The 18,248-nt window shown below is 70.2% G+C and carries 15 protein-coding genes; 11 read left to right on the top strand and 4 right to left on the bottom strand.

Annotated elements, in window-relative coordinates; translation table 11 throughout:
* The first annotated feature begins 44 nt into the window (after positions 1-44).
* Together H4N64_RS34395 and H4N64_RS34400 are read left to right on the top strand one after the other, a co-directional pair.
* Positions 45-257, top strand: coding sequence for an MbtH family protein (locus H4N64_RS34395; protein ID WP_113687523.1), 213 nt, complete (start codon positions 45-47; stop codon positions 255-257).
* A 190-nt stretch (positions 258-447) separates the two neighbouring features.
* On the top strand, positions 448-951 hold the full coding sequence (locus H4N64_RS34400) for a winged helix-turn-helix domain-containing protein (protein WP_222109746.1): 504 nt from the start codon (positions 448-450) through the stop codon (positions 949-951).
* 139 nt (positions 952-1,090) lie between these two features.
* Here H4N64_RS34400 and H4N64_RS34405 read toward each other — a convergent pair whose 3' ends face one another.
* Positions 1,091-1,786, bottom strand: a complete 696-nt coding sequence (locus H4N64_RS34405) for a tryptophan 2,3-dioxygenase family protein (RefSeq protein WP_336246882.1) — start codon at positions 1,784-1,786, stop codon at positions 1,091-1,093.
* Positions 1,787-1,974: 188 nt separating this feature from the next.
* Between H4N64_RS34405 and H4N64_RS34410 the strand changes: the two genes are divergently transcribed.
* Positions 1,975-3,162 carry a cytochrome P450 gene (locus H4N64_RS34410; RefSeq protein WP_186286460.1) on the top strand — a complete coding sequence of 396 codons (1,188 nt, stop codon included), beginning with the start codon at positions 1,975-1,977 and terminating at the stop codon, positions 3,160-3,162.
* A 6-nt stretch (positions 3,163-3,168) separates the two neighbouring features.
* Here the strand turns inward: H4N64_RS34410 and H4N64_RS34415 are convergent, their stop codons facing one another.
* The 3 genes from H4N64_RS34415 to H4N64_RS34425 all read right to left on the bottom strand — a co-directional run bounded on the left by H4N64_RS34415 (position 3,169) and on the right by H4N64_RS34425 (position 7,066).
* On the bottom strand, positions 3,169-4,923 hold the full coding sequence (locus H4N64_RS34415; RefSeq protein WP_186286461.1) for a non-ribosomal peptide synthetase: 1,755 nt from the start codon (positions 4,921-4,923) through the stop codon (positions 3,169-3,171).
* 89 nt (positions 4,924-5,012) lie between these two features.
* Positions 5,013-6,221, bottom strand: coding sequence for an erythromycin esterase family protein (locus tag H4N64_RS34420; RefSeq protein WP_186286462.1), 1,209 nt, complete (start codon positions 6,219-6,221; stop codon positions 5,013-5,015).
* Positions 6,222-6,289: 68 nt separating this feature from the next.
* Positions 6,290-7,066, bottom strand: a complete 777-nt coding sequence (locus tag H4N64_RS34425; protein WP_186286463.1) for a MerR family transcriptional regulator — start codon at positions 7,064-7,066, stop codon at positions 6,290-6,292.
* Positions 7,067-7,223: 157 nt separating this feature from the next.
* Between H4N64_RS34425 and H4N64_RS34430 the strand changes: the two genes are divergently transcribed.
* From H4N64_RS34430 to H4N64_RS34465, 8 genes are all read left to right on the top strand, one after another.
* On the top strand, positions 7,224-9,602 hold the full coding sequence (locus H4N64_RS34430) for an ATP-binding cassette domain-containing protein (RefSeq protein WP_186286477.1): 2,379 nt from the start codon (positions 7,224-7,226) through the stop codon (positions 9,600-9,602).
* A 293-nt stretch (positions 9,603-9,895) separates the two neighbouring features.
* On the top strand, positions 9,896-10,834 hold the full coding sequence (locus H4N64_RS34435) for an NAD(P)/FAD-dependent oxidoreductase (RefSeq protein ID WP_186286464.1): 939 nt from the start codon (positions 9,896-9,898) through the stop codon (positions 10,832-10,834).
* Between the two features lie 65 nt (positions 10,835-10,899).
* Positions 10,900-11,883, top strand: coding sequence for an ATP-binding cassette domain-containing protein (locus tag H4N64_RS34440; protein WP_186286465.1), 984 nt, complete (start codon positions 10,900-10,902; stop codon positions 11,881-11,883).
* Positions 11,880-12,698: an ABC transporter permease gene (locus H4N64_RS34445; protein ID WP_186286466.1), complete on the top strand. Its 819-nt coding sequence runs from the start codon at positions 11,880-11,882 to the stop codon at positions 12,696-12,698. Before H4N64_RS34440 ends, H4N64_RS34445 begins: the two co-directional genes overlap by 4 nt.
* A 116-nt stretch (positions 12,699-12,814) precedes the next feature.
* Positions 12,815-13,489 (top strand): class I SAM-dependent methyltransferase, encoded by a 675-nt coding sequence (locus tag H4N64_RS34450; RefSeq protein ID WP_186286467.1) that lies wholly within the window; start codon positions 12,815-12,817, stop codon positions 13,487-13,489.
* Between the two features lie 40 nt (positions 13,490-13,529).
* Positions 13,530-14,912 (top strand): DoxX family protein, encoded by a 1,383-nt coding sequence (locus H4N64_RS34455; protein ID WP_186286468.1) that lies wholly within the window; start codon positions 13,530-13,532, stop codon positions 14,910-14,912.
* Positions 14,913-14,977: 65 nt separating this feature from the next.
* On the top strand, positions 14,978-16,360 hold the full coding sequence (locus H4N64_RS34460) for an FAD-binding oxidoreductase (protein WP_186286469.1): 1,383 nt from the start codon (positions 14,978-14,980) through the stop codon (positions 16,358-16,360).
* 55 nt (positions 16,361-16,415) lie between these two features.
* Positions 16,416-18,230: a non-ribosomal peptide synthetase gene (locus tag H4N64_RS34465; protein ID WP_186286470.1), complete on the top strand. Its 1,815-nt coding sequence runs from the start codon at positions 16,416-16,418 to the stop codon at positions 18,228-18,230.
* Positions 18,231-18,248 lie beyond the last annotated feature (18 nt).

The following is an 18,248-nucleotide window of genomic DNA, read 5'->3' on the forward strand; positions in this document are numbered from 1 at the left end:
TGTTCGAACCCGCACGTGCTGAAACGAGACCTGGAGGACAAATAGTGAGCACCAATCCGTTCGACGACGAGAACGGCCAGTTCCACGTGCTGGTCAACGACGAGGACCAGCACTCCCTGTGGCCGGCCTTCGCCGAGGTGCCCGCCGGATGGCGCAGCGTCTTCGGCCCCGCCGGAAGGGCGGAGAGCGTCGCCTACGTGGAGGAGCACTGGACCGACATGCGGCCGCGCAGTCTTCGGGAGGCGATGAACGGCTAGCGTTGTGCCGTGAGGCAAGGCTCTGGGTGCCGGTCTGAGAAAGGCGGCACCTGTGCGGGGCGAGGCCGTGGAGACCGAACCACACCACCACGGCCTGCGGCCTGTTACGCCTGCTTGGCCGACGTGAGAACGCCGTCGGCCGACGATGACAAGAACCATCAATTTGCGTCGACGGGGAGGCGCACACACTGTGAAATGCACGACCAGCGATGTCATGTTCGTCCGATGGCCGGCACAAATAGACCTTCGGAACCGATGTAGGAGGGACGGCGTACCCCGTCTCCTCGTGGTGGAGGCGGGTGCCCGTCCGCCGGTCTGCAACGACCCCTTCGAGGACTGGGTCCGAGCGCCCATCTCCCGGGATGATCTCGACGCCCGGGTCAGGGCTCTCCAGAACCGGCTCGACAGCCGGCAGATACCAACCCTCGATTCCGCGGGAACACTCACCTTCGGTCCGCATTCGATCACCATCTCAAATGTCCAGACCGAATTGATGGAGCTGCTCATCGAGCACTTCGGGGAGGTGGTGTACCGGCATGAACTCTCACAACGGCTCGCGGAATCCGTGCAGAGGCCGACGAGGAATTCGCTCGACCTCCACATCATGCGGCTCCGCCGCCGTCTGTCACCGACCGACCTAGTCATCCGCACGGCCTGGGGCCGCGGCTACGCGCTGGAGATCGAAGCCCGCTAGGTGGCCGCCCCGGGATGTTGGTGACACGTGTGCGGGGTGCTTGATCAACTGAGGGCCTTCTGGGGCCGGTGTGGACTGCGACATCCACGCCCGACCACAGGAGGCCCTCATGCATGGGTACCGATCGGCGGCCGAAAGGCTATGAGTGGTGCACCTTCCCGCGCAGCCGGCGAAGTTCGGGGAAGGGTCGGGTGACTCGGCGGGCAAGGAAGTCGACACCGCTTGAGCCGCCGGTTCCGCCCTGCTCCCCGATCATCTTCGACACCAGCGCCAGGTGTGCCACCTTCCAGTGCCAGTACCCGTTCCCCAAGTCCACCAGCGCTTCCGCGAGGCGGTGCAGCACGCCGGACTCCACGCCACGTCGGCAGACGTCGTGCACGGACTGCCCGTGGTACTCGACCGCCGTCGCGAACGCCTCGTAGAGACTGCCCTGGTGGTGGCTGTTGCCCAGCAGTGCCGTCAGCCGCCGGAACTGCGCGGACTGCGCGCCGCTCGCCGCGTCCAGATAGGTCCGGAACTCGGCGAAGTATCGCAGTGGCAGTTTCTCCAGCACCAGCAACTGCTGCTGAAGCACCCGTATCAACTCGCCGGACCGCAGCAGGAATTCCAGCCCCAGCTCCAGATCATGCGGGTCACAGGGCGGCAGGAGCGCCTCGGCAGCGGCGTCCAGATCAGCCCCGAGCTGCTTCAGCCACAGCTCGCAGGACTGGTGGGTGATGATGAAGAACTGTTCGGCCAGGACGACCGCGCGGCCGGCTGTGTGGGGTGCCTGCGGCTCTTGGAGCGAAAGCAGGGTCTCCATCTGGAGATAGTCCCCATACGTCAGAGTACTCAGGACGCCGCCTCCTCGTCATAGGTGATCTGCCGGCCGCAGCCGGACGATCCGGCGCGTCCAACGACCCATATTCCTGAGCGTGACACGGGAAGGAACCAGCTGATCAGCAATCTTTCGTCTCTCATTCAAGAGGAAAGACCTGCGCAAGAGCTTCCCGGCGTCGGCGCCGCCGATGTGACGATTTGGGCATGACCACCCCGACCGAGCTGGACCTGACCGACGCGACCGCCTTCGTACGGCACGACGCATACGAGTTCTGGCGCGACGTGCGCAAGCACCGGCCCGTGTACTGGCACGAGGGAAATCCCGGTTTCTGGGTCGTCGCCCGTCACGCCGACGTGCTGTCCTGCTACGCCGACGTACGCTCCCTGAGTTCCGCTCGCGGGACCGTACTGGACGTCCTGCTGAGCGGCGGTGACTCGGCAGGCGGCAAGATGCTAGCGGTCACCGACCGGCCCCGCCACCGCGAGCTGCGCAACCTGATGCTGCGCGCCTTCTCCCCGCGCGTCCTCGGCGCGGTGGAGGAGAAGGTATGGGAACGGACGTCACGGCTCATCAAGACCGTCGCGCGGCAAGGGGAGTTCGACTTCGCGGCGGAGGTCGCCGAGCACATCCCGATGAACACGATCTGCGATCTGCTCTCCATTCCGGAGGCGGACCGCGAGAAGCTGCTGCGCTGGAACAAGCTGGCCCTCTCCTCGGACGACGCCGAGTCCGACCGGCTGGACTCCCTGGAGGCCCGGAACGAGATCATCGGCTACTTCATGGACCTCGCCCGGCACCGCCGCGGCGACCCCGGCGACGACGTGATCAGCATGATCGCGACGGCGGAGGCGGGAGGCCGCCCGTTGACGCTGGAGGAGGTCGCGCTCAACTGCTACAGCCTCGTGCTCGGCGGCGACGAGTCCTCCCGCGTGTCGGCGATCTGTGCGGTGAAGACGTTCGCCGAGCACCCCGCCCAGTGGCGGGCGTTGCGCGAAGGGTCGGCCGCGATCGACACGGCGGTCGAGGAGGTGCTGCGCTGGGCCACGCCGGCCATGCACTTCGCCCGCACCGCGACCCGGGACATGCGGATAGGCGGCCGGCAGGTGCGCGCGGGCGACATCGTGACGCTGTGGAACACCTCCGCCAACAACGACGAGGAAGTGTTCGACCAGCCGCGCCGGTTCGACCCGACCCGCTCGCCCAACAAGCATCTCTCCTTCGGCCACGGCCCGCACTTCTGCGTCGGCGCGTTCCTCGGCCGGGCGGAGCTGCGCGCACTGCTGAGCGCGCTCACCGAGTCGGTTGCCGAGATCGAGGTGTGCGGCCGGCCCGCCCCGATCTACTCCAACTTCCTGAACGGCTACGCCAGTCTGCCGGTCGCCTTCCGCTGACGGCCGTCAGCCGGGCAGCCGGCTCTCGACGGCCGCGGCCAGCTCGCCGATCGTCGCCGACTCCAGCACGGTCCGGATCGACAGCGCGACCTCGAACCGCTCCCGGATCCGGGCGACCAGCCTGGTCGCCTGCACGGAGTGCCCGCCGAGCTGGAAGAAGTTGTCGGCGGCCGTTGCCTCCGGGATCCCGAGGACGTCCCGCACGATCGCGCAGACCACGACCGCGCAGTCATCGGCCTCGACGGCGTCCGGCGCCCGCCCGCCGCCGGGGAGTCCCTCAGCGCTCGCGTCCGGCAGTGCCCCCCGGTCGATCTTGCCGTTGGCCAGCGTCGGGAACCGCTCCAGCACCGTGACCCGTGCGGGCACCATGTGCGCGGGCAGCGACTCGGCGACATGGGCGCGCAGATCACCCGGCTCGACCGGCGCCGTGGTGGTGACGTAGCCGACGACATGCGCGTCGGCCAGCTCACCCCGCACCACGGCGACGGCGACGTCCACCGCCGGATGGGCGGCGAGCCGGGCTTCGATCTCACCGAGTTCGACGCGGAAACCGCGCAGCTTCACCTGGCCGTCGGCGCGGCCCGCGAAGAACAGCTCGCCGTCCGGGCCCCTGCGGCCCCGGTCGCCCGTGCGGTACATCCGGGTGCCCGGCGGCCCGAACGGGTCGGCCACGAACTTCGCCGCGGTCGCCGGGGACCGGTTGAGATAGCCGCGCGCCAGCCCGCTGCCCGCGATGTACAGCTCGCCCTCCGTGCCGGGCGGCACCGGGCGCAGGCGCTCGTCGAGCACATGCACCTCCTTGCCGAACCACGGAGTGCCGATCCCGATGTCACCGGCGTCGCGCACCGGCCCGGCGATCGTCGCCCCGACGGTCACCTCGGTCGGACCGTAACCGTTGAACATCCGCCGTGCCCGCGACCACTTGCGCACCAGCGTCGGCGTACAGCTGTCCCCCGTGGACATGACGGTCCCGCCGGGCAGGACGTCCTCGGCGTCGGTCTCGCTGAGCGCCACCGGGGGCAGTACCGCGTGCGTGATGCCGTACTTGAGCAAGGTGTTCCACAGCGGATGGCCCGGCAGCAGGTCGTCGGCGGGCACCATCACGAGAGCCGCCCCGGACAGCAGCGCCAGGGACACGTCCCAGAAGGCGGCGTCGAAACTGATGGACGCCCACTGGAGCACGCGGTCGCCCGGGCCCGGCCGCAGGACGGCCGCCTGGGTGGCGGCCATGTCGCGCACACCGCTGTGCGGCACGGCGACACCCTTGGGCGTTCCGGTCGACCCCGAGGTGTAGATGACGTACATCAGGTGCTCGGGGCGCAGTGCGGCGCGGCGCTCGTGCTGGGCGACGTCGTGCCCCGGCAGAGCCGCGCACGTGGCACGGAACGCCGGGTCGTCGAGGACGAGTTCCTCCGGACCCGCGCCGAGGGGCGCCACCGAGGAGGACCGCAGCAGCAGCACCGGCCGCGCGTCGGAGAGCATGAACGACAGGCGTTCCGCCGGATAGTCCGGGTCGAGCGGGAGGTAGGCGCCGCCGGCCTTGAGCACCGCCATGATCGCCACGATCAGTTCTCTCGACTTCGGCATCGCGACCGCAACGAGCGAGTCGGGACCGACACCGTGCGCAATGAGCCTGCGGGCGAGCCGGTTGATCCGGGTGTTCAGCTCCGCGTACCCGAGGGTGCCCTCCCCGTCGACGAGGGCGGGCTCTCCGCCCTGTCGGGCGACGATTGACTCGAACAGTGCAGGAACCGTGTTCAAGCGCGGTCAGCTCCTTCGGGAGGCTCCCTGATCGACGGCGAATCTAATCTCCGGCGCCCGGGGAGCCCGGCGAATCCTTCCCGTCTCTGTCAGTGCTCGCTCCCGGCACCGGCGGGTGCGCGCAGGAGGTCCCCCGACCGGGTGACGGCGGCGCCGTCGCGGACGTGCAGGACCGCGTCGGTGGTGTCCAGGAGGGCCTGGTCGAGCGGAAAGTAGCCCTGCTGCGGGGTGGTGTCCGTCCGGGTCCGGGCGGCGGCGACCGTGCCGGTGGGGGTCAGGGCCCAATCGGTGACGCGGTCCTGCAGAACGCTCTCGTAGGTGCCCGGCTCGGGGTCGCCCAGCCCGATGGCCTCACTGCGGCCGAGGCTGCCGGCGACGAAGATGTACTGCTCGCCCAGCAGCGGTGCCACGACGGTGCCGGCCCCGGGCCAGCCGACGCGCAGGTCTCCCAGGCTCCAGGTGCTCGGGGTCCGCTGGAGGTGCACGTTGTGGGCGAAGACCAGCGTCGCCCCCCGGCGACCCTCGATGCTGCGGATGTCCAGGAGGTTCTGCGCCATGAGCGCGTCCCGGGTGGCGAACAGCCGGGACAGCCGGGTGTTGTTCTCCACGCGCTGGGCCGCCTGCCAGTGGTAGCGCAGCAGACCGAGGCCGGCGGTGAGGTGTGTCCTGGCCCGGAGCCACTCCGCGCGCGAGGTCTGCGCGATCCGCTCGGCGGCGTTGGAGTGGAGCAGGGTGAGCATGTCGTCGGCGAGGGACCGCAGCCGCTCGGCCTCGGGCGTGGCGCCGACCGACATGGCCGGGTCCATCACCGCCTCCGTACGGCTCCACTGCTCGTCCGCGCCGAACAGCCCGGTCAGGTCGAGGTCGAGCCCCAGATAGTCCCGGGCGTGCTCGAGACAGCGCCGCGGGCTGGGGGCGCTGGTCGTCTCCGTCGGGACGTCGAAGCCGTGGAAGGTCAGCTGCTCCTCCGGCGGCAGGCTCGCGTTGTGGTCGCGCATCCAGGCGACGAGGCGCCGGTTGGTCTCCAGGTTCCCGAAGCCGTGGGAGAAGCCCTCCCGCGCCACCTCGTCGAGATCCCCGTAGCCGCCCTTGACGAAGTCGTCGACGCGCAGCGCGGCCACGCGGTCGGTCTCCAGGGCGATCGAGTGGAAGCCGAGGCGGGTCAGCCGGGCGAACAGCTCGTTGCGTACCCACCCGAAGGCGGGTTCCCGGTGCGTGGGTTCGCCGAGCGCCAGCACGGCGCACGAGGCGACGGGAAGGTCGTGGAAGTCCTTTCTCATGTCTGTCAATCGAATCATTGAAAGACCTGTTGAGGCTTACGGCGATGCCGTCGGCGCCGCGGGCGGACTCGCCGGGCCGCGAGGTCTCAAACCGTCGGTGGGGACCCTGGCGCGGGAGCGGGTTCCGTGGCGGCCGGCGGTCCGGCCGGGGCGACGCCCAGGAGGGCCACGTACCCGCCGAGACGGGCCGCCGCGTCGAGCATGGACACACCGCGGGCCGTGAGCCGTCGCCGCCAGTCGTCGAGGGCGGCGGACAGCGCCTCGGTGCCGCCGGCCGTGCGGATCTGCCGAACCACCGTGCGGATGTGCTCCAGCGGGTAGCCCCCGCGCCGCAGGAGATGGGTCAGCTCGGCGTCGCGTACGTCCGTGGCGCCGAACGAACGGTGGCCGGTGACCGGCTCCCGGGCGGGGGTGAGGATGCCCACCGCCTCCCAGTTCCGCAGGGTCGCCGCGGTCACCCCCAGACGGCGCGCGAGTTCGCCGATGCTGAGCGGCTCGCTGCCGGCGGAGGTGTGCTCGGCGAGGCCGGGGCCGCGGGTGAGGTGCTCCACCGCCCGCCCCACCGCGTCCAGCGTGCTTCGGTCGCGCAGCAATTGGGCGTGGCCGCGGTCGACGGCGGTCAGCGCGGCGTCGAGGTCGCCGGTGTTGAGCGACCGCATGATCTCGCCGCCCGTGGCGTAACCGTATGCCTGCACGAGCGCCAGATAGGCGTGCAGGGCCGCCGCGTGGACCTCGGTGTAGGTGCGGTAGCCGGACGGGGTGCGCCGGGCGAGCGGGATGAACCCGTCCCGCTCGTAGTTGCGGACCGCCTGGGTGGAAATGCCGTGCTCACGGGCCAGGTCGTATGGACGCAGGTACTTCACGGTTTGAGACTTTATCCGAAGAACTGGGCGTGATTCCTTCAAAACCCTCAACCGACTTTGCAGGTATACGCTTGAGCCCATGAACCGGGACGTTCAGGAACTCGTCACCACGTCGCATGACGAAGGCGTGCTGCGTCCGACAAACGGGAGGGACACCATGACGGCCGGCACGGAGACGGACACCCAGCCCGCTGCGCTGTGTGCCGCCGACAGCCATGATCTGATCCGTGTGCACGGAGCACGTGAGAACAACCTCAAGAACGTGCATGTGGAGATCCCCAAACGGCGGCTGACCGTGTTCACCGGGGTCTCCGGCTCGGGCAAGAGCTCCCTGGTGTTCGACACGATCGCCGCGGAGTCGCAACGGCTGATCAACGAGACGTACAGCGCCTTCATCCAGGGCTTCATGCCCACCCTGGCACGGCCCGAGGTCGACGTGCTCGACGGGCTGACCACCGCGATCCTGGTCGACCAGCAGCCGATGGGAACCAGTCTCCGCTCCACGGTCGGCACCGCCACCGACGCGGGCACACTGCTGCGCATCCTCTTCAGCCGGCTCGCCAAGCCGTACATCGGGTCGCAGAAGGCGTTCGCCTTCAACGTCGCCTCGGCCGACGCGTCGGGTGTCCTCGTGGTGAACGGCAAGAAGATCGAGAAGGGCTTCAGCGTCGTCGGCGGCATGTGCCTGCGGTGCGAGGGCATGGGCACCGTCTCGGACATCGATCCCGCCCAGCTGTTCGACGACTCCACGTCGCTCGCGGACGGCGCGATCACAGTCCCCGGCTGGAAGCCCGACGGCTGGGTGGTGCAGTCGTTCACCGAGTCGGGCTTCCTCGACCCGCACAAGCCGATCCGCGACTACACCGAGCAGGAACGGCACGACTTCCTGCACCGGGACCCGGTCAAGGTCAAGGTGAAGGGCGTCAACACCACCTACGAGGGCCTCCTCGCGCGGGTGCGCAAGTCGTTCCTGTCCAAGGACAAGGAGACGCTCCAGCCGCACATCCGTGCCTTCGTGGAACGAGCGGTGGCGTTCTCCACCTGCCCCGAGTGCCACGGCACCCGGCTCAGCGAGACCGCCCGGTCCGCGAAGATCGACGGCCTCAGCATCGCCGACGCCTGTGCCATGCAGATCAGCGACCTCGCGGCCTGGATCCGCGGTCTGACCGACCCGTCGGTCACGACACTGCTCACGGTGCTCGGCCAGACCCTCGACTCGTTCGTCCAGATCGGCCTCGGCTACCTCTCGCTCGACCGGTCCTCGAGCACGCTCTCGGGCGGTGAGGCCCAGCGCGTCAAGATGGTCCGCCACCTGGGCTCCGCGCTCACCGACGTCACCTACGTCTTCGACGAGCCCACCGTCGGCCTGCACCCGCACGACATCCAGCGGATGAACGACCTGCTGCTGCGACTGCGCGACAAGGGCAACACCGTGCTGGTCGTGGAGCACAAGCCGGAGACGATCGTGATCGCCGACCACGTCGTCGACCTGGGACCGCTCGCCGGCACCAAGGGCGGCGAGGTGGTCTTCGAGGGCACCGTCGAGGATCTGCGGGCCAGCGGCACCGTCACCGGACGGCACCTGGACGACCGGGCCTCGCTGAAGCCGTCCGTGCGCGAGCGGTCCGGTGTGCTGGAGGTGCGCGGCGCCGACGCCCACAACCTGCGCGACGTCGACGTGGACATCCCGCTCGGCGTGCTCACCGTGCTCACCGGGGTCGCGGGCTCCGGCAAGAGTTCCCTGATCCACGGCTCGGTAGCGGGCCGCGACGGCGTCGTCACGGTGGACCAGTCGCCCATCAAGGGCTCCCGGCGCAGCAACCCGGCCACCTACACGGGCATGCTCGAACCGATCCGCAAGACGTTCGCCAAGGTCAACGGGGTCAAGCCCGCCCTGTTCAGCCCCAACTCCGAGGGCGCCTGCCCCACCTGCAAGGGCGCCGGTGTCATCTACACCGACCTGGCGATCATGGCCGGTGTCGCCACCACCTGCGAGGACTGCGAGGGCAAGCGGTTCCAGGCCTCGGTGCTCCAGTACCGGCTCGGCGGCCGGGACATCAGCGAGGTGTTCGCGATGCCGGTGGCCGAGGCCGCCGAGTTCTTCCGCAGCGGTGAGGCACGGACACCGGCCGCGTACACCGTCCTCGACCGGCTCGCCGAGGTCGGCCTGGGCTACCTCAGCCTCGGCCAGCCGCTGACCACCCTCTCCGGCGGCGAGCGGCAACGGCTGAAGCTCGCCGGCCACATGGCCGGAACGGGCAGCGTCTACATCCTCGACGAGCCGACCAGCGGCCTGCACCTGGCCGACGTCGAGCAACTGCTCGCCCTGCTCGACCGGTTGGTGGACGCCGGCAAGACGGTCATCGTCGTGGAGCACCACCAGGCGGTCATGGCGCACGCCGACTGGATCATCGACCTCGGCCCCGGCGCCGGCCACGACGGCGGCCGGATTGTCTTCGAGGGCACGCCCGCCGATCTCGTCGCCGCCCGCTCCACCCTCACGGGCGAGCACCTCGCCCAGTACGTCGGCGGCTGACGCGACGCGGCCATGCGCCTGCCCCCGCCCGGTGACTCGGGGCGGGGGCGTCGACCGCGGCCGGCTCGTGCCCGGCCGGGAAAGCCGGCGTCGCCCGTGCCGCGCAGGCGCACAACTGTCTGGCTCACCTCTTTCGCCCGCACCTTTCCACCACCGCGGCGGCGACCACAATGCGGGCTGACGGCTTCCGCCCGCTGACAGCCCATTCCGGCGTTCCCACACCGAGCACCGGCCGGACCGCTCCTGCGGTGGACGAACCCCGTTCATGTCGCCCGACGGAAGGGATCAGACCGATGTCCTCGCACGCCGACCACACCACCGTGATCGTGGGAGCCGGCCCTGCCGGGCTCACCGCGGCGCTCGGCCTGGCCAGATACCGGCACCCGGTGATCGTCGTGGACAGCCCCCGGGTACCGCGCAACAGCGCGTCGGCGGGCGTTCACGGCCACATCGGAATGGACGGCGTCACTCCCGCCGAGTTCCGGGAGCGCGCCTGGCGGGAACTCTCCCGGTACACGACCGTGGAGCGGCTGGAGGACGACGCCGACAGCGTGTCCCCCGCTCCCGGCGGGGGCTTCCGGGTCGCCCTCGGTGGCGGTGAGACCGTCGAGGCCCGAACCGTCCTGCTCGCGACCGGTGTCGTCGACGTCCATCCGGCCGACGTGGACGGCTTCGCGGAGTGCTGGGGCCGCAGCGTGATCCACTGCCCGTTCTGCCTCGGTGAGGAGAACGCCGGTCGGCGCTGGGCGACGGTCGCCGACAACGCGGAACTCGCGGGACTGTCGGCCGTGGCCTTCCGCGCCTGGAGCGAGGACACGATCGCGATCTGCCAGGAGTCGATGCCCGGCCTGGAGACCGCTCGCGTGACCGCGCGAAGCAGGGGAGGGGACGTCGTCACGGGAACGGTCCGCCGCCTGCACCACCAGGAAGGGGCCCTGTACGGCATCGAGTTGGCCAACGGCAGGGTCCTGGAGCGGCAGACCCTGGTGTGGACGCCGCGACAGCGGCAGCAACCCGTCGTGCAGCGGGCAGCCGACGAACTGAAGCTGACCGTCGACGACGCCGGCTTCGTCGTCGTCGACGCCTCCCAGTGCACCAGCGTGCCGGGCCTGTACGCGGCCGGGGACCTGGCCAGTCGCTGGAAGCAGTCGGTCACCGCGTCGACCGCGGCGGGAGCGGCGGCCGCCGACGCCATCCACATGTCGGCCCTGCTCGGTGCCGTGCACCACTGAACCGGGTCGCCGCCCCGCCACCATGCACCCCAGGGCGCGTCGGACCAGGAAAGGAATCACGGCAGATGCCAGCAGCGATCAGAACGGCCGGACTGTGCAAGCGGTTCGGCTCGCTCACCGCACTCGACCGCCTCGAACTCACGGTGCCCGAGGGCACGGTGCACGGCCTTCTCGGCCCCAACGGCGCCGGCAAGACCACCACCGTCCAGATCCTGACCACCCTCATCACGCCGGACGAGGGAGTGGCCGAGGTGTTCGGCGTGGACGTGCGCCGTGACCCCCGGCGGGTCCGGTCGATGATCGGGCTCACCGGCCAGTACGCCGCTGTCGACGAACTGCTCACCGGGCGCGAGAACCTGCACATGATCGGCAGGCTGTTCCGGCTGTCGAAGTCCGACTGCCGGGCACGCGCGAGCGAACTGCTGGAACGCTTCGGCCTGGATGACGCTGCCGACCGGCAGCCCAAGACGTACTCGGGCGGGATGCGGCGCCGGCTCGACGTCGCGGCCAGCCTCATGGCGCGGCCCGGGCTCGTCTTCCTCGACGAGCCGACCACCGGCCTCGATCCGCGCAGCCGTATGGAGGTGTGGCGGCTCGTGCGCGAACTGGTCGCGGACGGAACGACCGTACTGCTCACCACGCAATACCTGGAGGAGGCGGACCAGCTCGCCGACTCCCTGTCCGTGATCGACCGGGGCAGAGTCATCGTCAGCGGTACCCCGGACGAGCTGAAGGCCCAGGTGGGCCCGGACCGGGTCGGCATCACGCTCCTCGACACGGGAGCCATGGAGCGGACGGTCCGGATCCTGCGGGAGCGGCTGGGCACCGACCCGGTCGCCGACTCCGAGAAGATGCAGGTCCACGCGCCGCTGCCGGACGGCGGCACACTGCCCGACCTGCTTCACCTGCTCAGGGAGTCGGGGATCGCGATCGGTGACGTGGCGCTCCGCCGGCCCACTCTCGACGACGTCTTCCTCGCCGTGACGGGCCGATCCGCCGATCACGGCACCGACCGGCGCAACAGTGGGAAGGAAACCGAGCGGCCATGACCTCCACCACTCTGACGCGGGAGAGCGGCACGTCGTACACGCTGTCGGGCAACGCACTCGCATGGTGGTTCTCCGACGTGTGGCAAATGACCCTGCGCAACGTACGACACGTACTGCGCAGCCCCGAACTGGTGATGTTCTCGCTGGTCCAGCCGGTGATGTTCATCCTGCTGTTCACATACGTCTTCGGCGGCGCCATCGATGTCGGCGGCGAACGCTACGCCCAGTTCCTGCTGCCCGGCATCCTCGTCCAGATGGCGCTCTACGGTTCCGCCGCCGGTACCACCATCGGGGTCGCCGCCGAGATGCACGAGGGCCTCATGGACCGCTTCCGGTCGATGCCGATGAGCCGTACCGCCGTGCTGATCGGACGCACGCTGTCGGAGATCTTCCGCAACGTCGGCGTGGCCGGCGTGACCGTGGGAGTGGGCCTGCTGGTCGGCTTCCGGTTCCGCAACGGCCTCGTGCCCGCGCTGGCCGGCCTGCTGCTGTTGCTGCTGTTCGGCTACGCGGTGTCGTGGTTCGCCACATACCTCGGGCTGTTGGTGCGCAACGCGGAAGCCGCCCAGGCGGTCGGCGGTGTGTGGATCTTCCCGTTCACCCTGATCTCCTCGGCGTTCGTACCGACAGGCACGATGCCGGGCTGGCTGGAGGCGTATGCCGCCCACAGCCCGATGACGGCGGCGGTGAACGCGCTGCGCGCACTGTTCACCGGGGGCCCGGCGACCAGCTATGTCCTGCAGACCGTGGCCTGGTCGGTCGGCCTGATCGCGGTGTTCGCCCCGCTCGCGGTCCGCAAGTACGGCTCGCGCTGACCGGCGGCCGATACCTCCGTGACAGAAGTCCGCAAGAGACCGAGGATGCGCCGGGGGCCGACGCAATCATGGCAGCCATGACTGAACCTGCCGGCGCATCTGACGGACCCGCGGTGATGACCGAGGTTTTCGACGCCGTCTACCGCGGGGAGAGCCCGTTCGGTAACCGCCCGCCGTGGGACATCGGGGCGCCTCAGCCCGCCTACGTCGCCCTGGAGAAAGAGGGCCTCATCGGCGGCACGGTGCTCGACGCGGGCTGCGGCACCGGTGAGGACGCCCTCCACCTGGCGGGCAGGGGCTACGCGGTGACGGGGCTGGACCTGTCCCCGACGGCGATCTCCCTCGCCCGGGACAAGGCCAGGGCACGCGGACTCGGCGCCGTCTTCGAAGTCGCCGACGCCCTCGACCTCAGGGGTTACGAAGGGCGTTTCGACACCGTGATCGACTCCGGCCTCGCCCATACCTTCGAGGGCGACAGGCTGCGCTCCTACGCGGCGGCCCTGCACCGGGCCTGCCGCCCGGGGGCGGTGGCGCACATCCTCTCGGTCAGCGACCGGGGGTCCGCGGAGATGCAGGCGCGGCTCGCCGCGGCCATCGAGGAGATACCGGCGCCGCTCCCGGATGACGACGAGCGGCCCGGCCTCAAACGCTCCGCCGACCACTTGCGCAACGGCTTCGCCGACGGCTGGACGGTCGAGTCGATCGACGAGGCTCTCATGCGCGGCATCATCCCGACTACGTCGGAACTCCTCGACGTGCACGCCTGGCTCGGACGTTTCCGCCGTAGCTGACCGCGACCATCGAAGACGGCCCCTGAGAAGGTGATGAACGATGAAGGTGCGAGTAGGCAAGTGGCTGCGGATCGTCGCGTCCTCACCGGCCGGCCGGGCGGCCAGACGCGCGTTCCCGTCGGCCGGCACCTCCCCGGACCCGCCGAACTGGGCCGGGGCCGCCCGCACCGCCTACCGGTTCGGCTGCGTCTACGCCGGCCTGTACTGCCTGACCACCCCGCAGGTCTATCTGGCCATGCGCGGGGGCGGAATGGGGCGTCTGCAGGAAGCGGCCGACGCCTGGGCGAAGCTCTGGGCGATACGCCCGGTGCGGAACTGGATGTCCGTCCGGGTCCTCGGCACGGAGCTGGGTGACCGCTTCGACGGCGGCGACGACCCGCACACCTGGGCGGGGCAGCTCTGCTGGCTCGCGGGCGCCGCCGCGGCCACCCCGGTCTGGTCCGTGCTGGACCGGCACCGGACGGACTACGCGACGCTGGACAAGTGGTTCCGCCTGGCCGCCCGTTTCTGCCTCGCGGGGCAGATGTTCTCCTACGGCGCGGCCAAGGCTGTCCCGCTCCAGTTCCAGCTGCCGCCGTCCAAGCTCGTCGAGCCGCTCGGCGACCTCAGCCCGATGAGCCTGCTGTGGGCGCAGACGGGATCCTCGAAGCCGTACCAGATGCTGCTCGGCTGTGCGGAGATCGCGGGCGGGCTGCTGCTCATCGTGCCGCGCACGGCATCGCTGGGCGCGCTGCTGTCGGCGGCGGAGATGGCCCAGGTGCTCCTTCTCAACATGACCTTCGACGTCCCCGTCAAGGTCCACTCCTTCCAACTGCTCCTGCTCAGCCTGCTTCTGCTGGCCCCGCAGACGCCTCGCCTGGCCGAGGCCATGCTCACGGAGCGCCCGCTCCCGGCGGCTGCCCCCGCGGACCTCTTCCGTTCCCGCCGGGCGAACCGGGTCGCCACCGCCCTCCAGGCCGGGGCGGGACTCTGGCTGCTCGGCGCGCAACTGCGCAACGACTGGACGTTCTGGAAGAACCACGGGGGCGGACGGGAAAAGCCCGAGCTGTACGGCGTCTGGGACGTCACCGACTTCTCCGTCGACGGCGAGCAGCACCCGCCTGTGACGACCGACGGCCTGCGCTGGCGCCGAGTCGTCGTGGACTCCGTCGACGCCGTGGCCATCCAGCACATGGACGATTCGCTCGACCCCTGCATGGCGGCGATCGACATGAACGCCCGTTCGGTCGCACTGACCAAGATGGCCGACCCGAAGTGGCAGGTGACGTTCGCCTTCGAGCGCCCGGCCGACGATCGCCTGATCCTGGAGGGCGACGCCGACGGCTACCACCTCCGTCTGCACCTGCGCCGCCGCGACCTCGGCACCTTCCCACTGGTCAGCCATGGCTTCCACTGGATGCAGGAGAACTCGTCACTGCGGTAGCGGACCTGTCGGCCGAGCGGTACACGCGGGGCGGTGGCCCGCCGTCCACGGAAGGAGAACAACGGATGAGCGTGGACGTGGAGACGCTGGCCGCGGAGGTGCGAGGACCCGTCCTGCTGCCCGGCAGCCGGGAGTACGACGAGGAACGGACCGGTTTCCAGGCCGGTTTTCGGCACCACCCCGCCGTCGTCGTCGGCGCCACCCGCCCCGAGGACGTGCGCGCCGCGGTCCGCTTCGCCGCCGAGCGGAGGCTGCCCATCGCCGTGCAGTCCACCGGACACGGCATCGTCACTGCCCTGGACGGCGAGGGCGTTCTCATCACCACCCGCCGGATGAAGGCCGTCGCGGTGGACGCGGAGGCCGGAACCGTCAGGGCCCAGGCCGGCGTGCTGTGGAGAGAGGTCATCGAGCAGGCCGCCCCGCACGGTCTGGCCCCCGTCAACGGCTCGGCTCCGCACATCGGCGTCGTCGGCTATCTCCTCGGCGGCGGTATCGGCCTGCTCGGCCGCCGGACCGGTTACGCCAGCGACTACGTCCGCGCCATCGACATCGTCACCGCGGACGGCGCGCTGCGCCACGTCACGGCCGGCTCCGACCCCGACCTGTTCTGGGCGCTGCGCGGTGGCGGCGGCAACTTCGGCGCCGTCACCGCCGTCGAAACCGCCCTCGTGCCGGTCAAGCGCCTCTACGGCGGCGGCCTCCACTTCGCCGCGGACCACCCCGTCGACCTGCTGCACGCCTACCGGGCATGGACCCTGACGCTGCCCGAGGAACTCACCTCCTCGATCTGCCTCATGACCTGCCCGCCGTGGCCGTCCGTCCCCGAGCCGTTGCGCGGACGCTACGTCGCACAGGTCCGGATCGCCTTCACGGGCTCCGCCGAGGAGGGCGAACGGCTCGTGGCGCCCCTGCGGGCGCTCGGCCCGCGTCTGATCGACACCGTCCGGGAGATGCCGTACACGGAGGTCGGCACCATCTACCAGGACCCGCACGTCCCGCACGCCTACTTCGGCGGGAACGTCTTGCTGCGCGAACTCGATCCCACGGTCCTGCGGACCGTCGTGGACGTGGCCGGACCCGACGCGACCGTGCCCTGCATCGTCGAGATCCGTCACCTCGGCGGGGCCTTCGCCCGCCGGTCCACCGACCCGGGTGCGGTCGGGGGCCGTGACGCCGCGTACATGCTGCGCGTGATGACCAGCGGCGCGGCCGCGCCGTCCACGGCAGCCCGGCCGGTCCATCAGCGTGTCTACGACGCCCTGAAGCAGTGGACCACCGGCCGCAGCCTCAATTCCGTCTACAACGACGGCGCCCCGGTCCTCCAGGAGCAGGTGCGGGAACTCTTCGCGGCCGAGGACTTCGAGCGGCTGAGACGCGTGAAGACGCTGCACGACCCGCACAACCTGTTCCGGTTCACCCACAACATTCCACCGAAAGACAGCGATTGACGGAGCTTCCCGCACTGAGGACCGGACTGCCCGGCGCACGAGGAAGGGATCCTGCATGTCCGGCACAGCGATATCTGTCGTCGAGGTCTTCGAGCAGCAGGCGGCGAAGCGTCCGGAGGCGATCGCGGTGTGCGACGCCGACGGCCGGCTCACCTACGCGGAGTTGGACCGCCGGGCGAACCGGCTCGCTCACGAACTGCGCGCCCGAGGGGTGGGCGCGGAGGTCCCGGTCGCGCTGCTGATGCGCCGCTCGGCCGATCTGATCGTCACCCTGGTGGCCGTTCTCAAGGCGGGTGGTGTCTATCTGGCGCTGGACCACAACCTGCCGGCGGAGCGTCGGGCGACGGTGCTGCGCGATGCCCGTCCGGTGCTGGTCATCACCCACGGCGAGACGCCGTCCGCCACGGGCGGGGACCCGCCGTGGTGTCCGCTGCCGGAGCTGTGGGCGTGCGCTTCGCGACGGCCGGCGACGCGCCCCGTGGCCCGTACGTCATCGGAGAGCACGGCCTACATCGCGTACACCTCCGGATCGGCCGGAAAGCCGAAGGGCGTCATGGTGCCGCACCGGGCGATCGTACGGCTGGTCGTCGGAGCGGGTCATCTCCCGATCAGGCCCGACGACGTCTTCCTGCAACTGGCCCCCATCGCCTTCGACGCCTCGACCCTGGAGATCTGGGGGCCCCTCCTCAACGGCGGCAGGCTGGTCGTCGCGCCGGCACACCAACTTCCCCTGGGGGCGCTCGCCGACCTGGTGTGCGGCGAGGGCGTCACGATCCTGTGGCTGACCGCCGGGTTGTTCCACCACCTGGTCGCGTCAGGCCTCGCGGCGCGGCTACGCGGCCTCAGGTTCCTGCTCGCCGGCGGCGACGTCCTGTCGGTGGAGTCGGTCAACGCCGCCATGGCGGATCTCCCCGGCACGACGCTGATCAACGGCTATGGCCCCACCGAGAACACCACGTTCACCTGCTGCGCAGCCCTCGCCGAGCCGGTCACGACGCCACGGGTGCCGATCGGACCGGCGATCGACGGCACCTCGGTCTACGTGCTCGACGACGCCGTCGGGACAGCTCCGGACGGGCAGGAGGGCCGCATCCACGCCGCCGGCGCCGGTCTGGCGCACGGCTATCTCAACGATCCGGCGCTCACCGCTCAGCGGTTCGTGGCGAACCCGTTCTCGGCGGTTCCGGGGGATCGCATGTACCGCACCGGAGATCTCGGATCCCGCGGTGAGGACGGTGCGCTCGACTTCCATGGACGGGAGGACCGGCAGATCAAGATCCGCGGCTTCCGGATCGAACCGGGCGACGTGGAACACGCCCTGCGCGCGCACCCGGAAGTGGTGGACGCTGCGATCGTCGCCACGTCGTCGGGAGACGAGCGTTCCCTCGTCGGGTTCTACGTCGCCGACGAACCGCTGGTCTCCGAGCACCTGCGCACACACATGGGAACCCTTGTCCCCCCGTACATGATCCCGGCGGTCCTGGTGTGGCTCGAGGCCCTGCCCCTGACGGCCAACGGCAAGGTCGACCGGGACGCGCTGAGCGCGTACGAGCCGCCGGGCCGGGGGGACCTGAGCTCGGACTACCGTGGCCCCGGCACTCCCCTGGAACAGTGGCTCACCGAGATGTGGGGCGATCTCACCCGGACGTCCCCCGTCGGCGTCGACGACGACTTCTTCGAGCTGGGCGGTCATTCGCTGATGGCCGTCCGGATCATCGTGGAGATCAGCGCCCGCACGGGCGTCGAGATCGACCCGCAGGACTTCTACGCCTGTCCGACGATCGCCGAGCTTACCGAGCTGATCACCGCCGACGCCCCCGAACAGGCGGACATGAGGAGTGACGAAGACCGAAAGTCCGCCGGTGAATGAGAAGCGAAAGATTGCTGA

It is taken from the genome of Streptomyces cupreus, from assembly GCF_014257025.1.
In the GTDB taxonomy this organism is placed as follows: domain Bacteria; phylum Actinomycetota; class Actinomycetes; order Streptomycetales; family Streptomycetaceae; genus Streptomyces; species Streptomyces cupreus.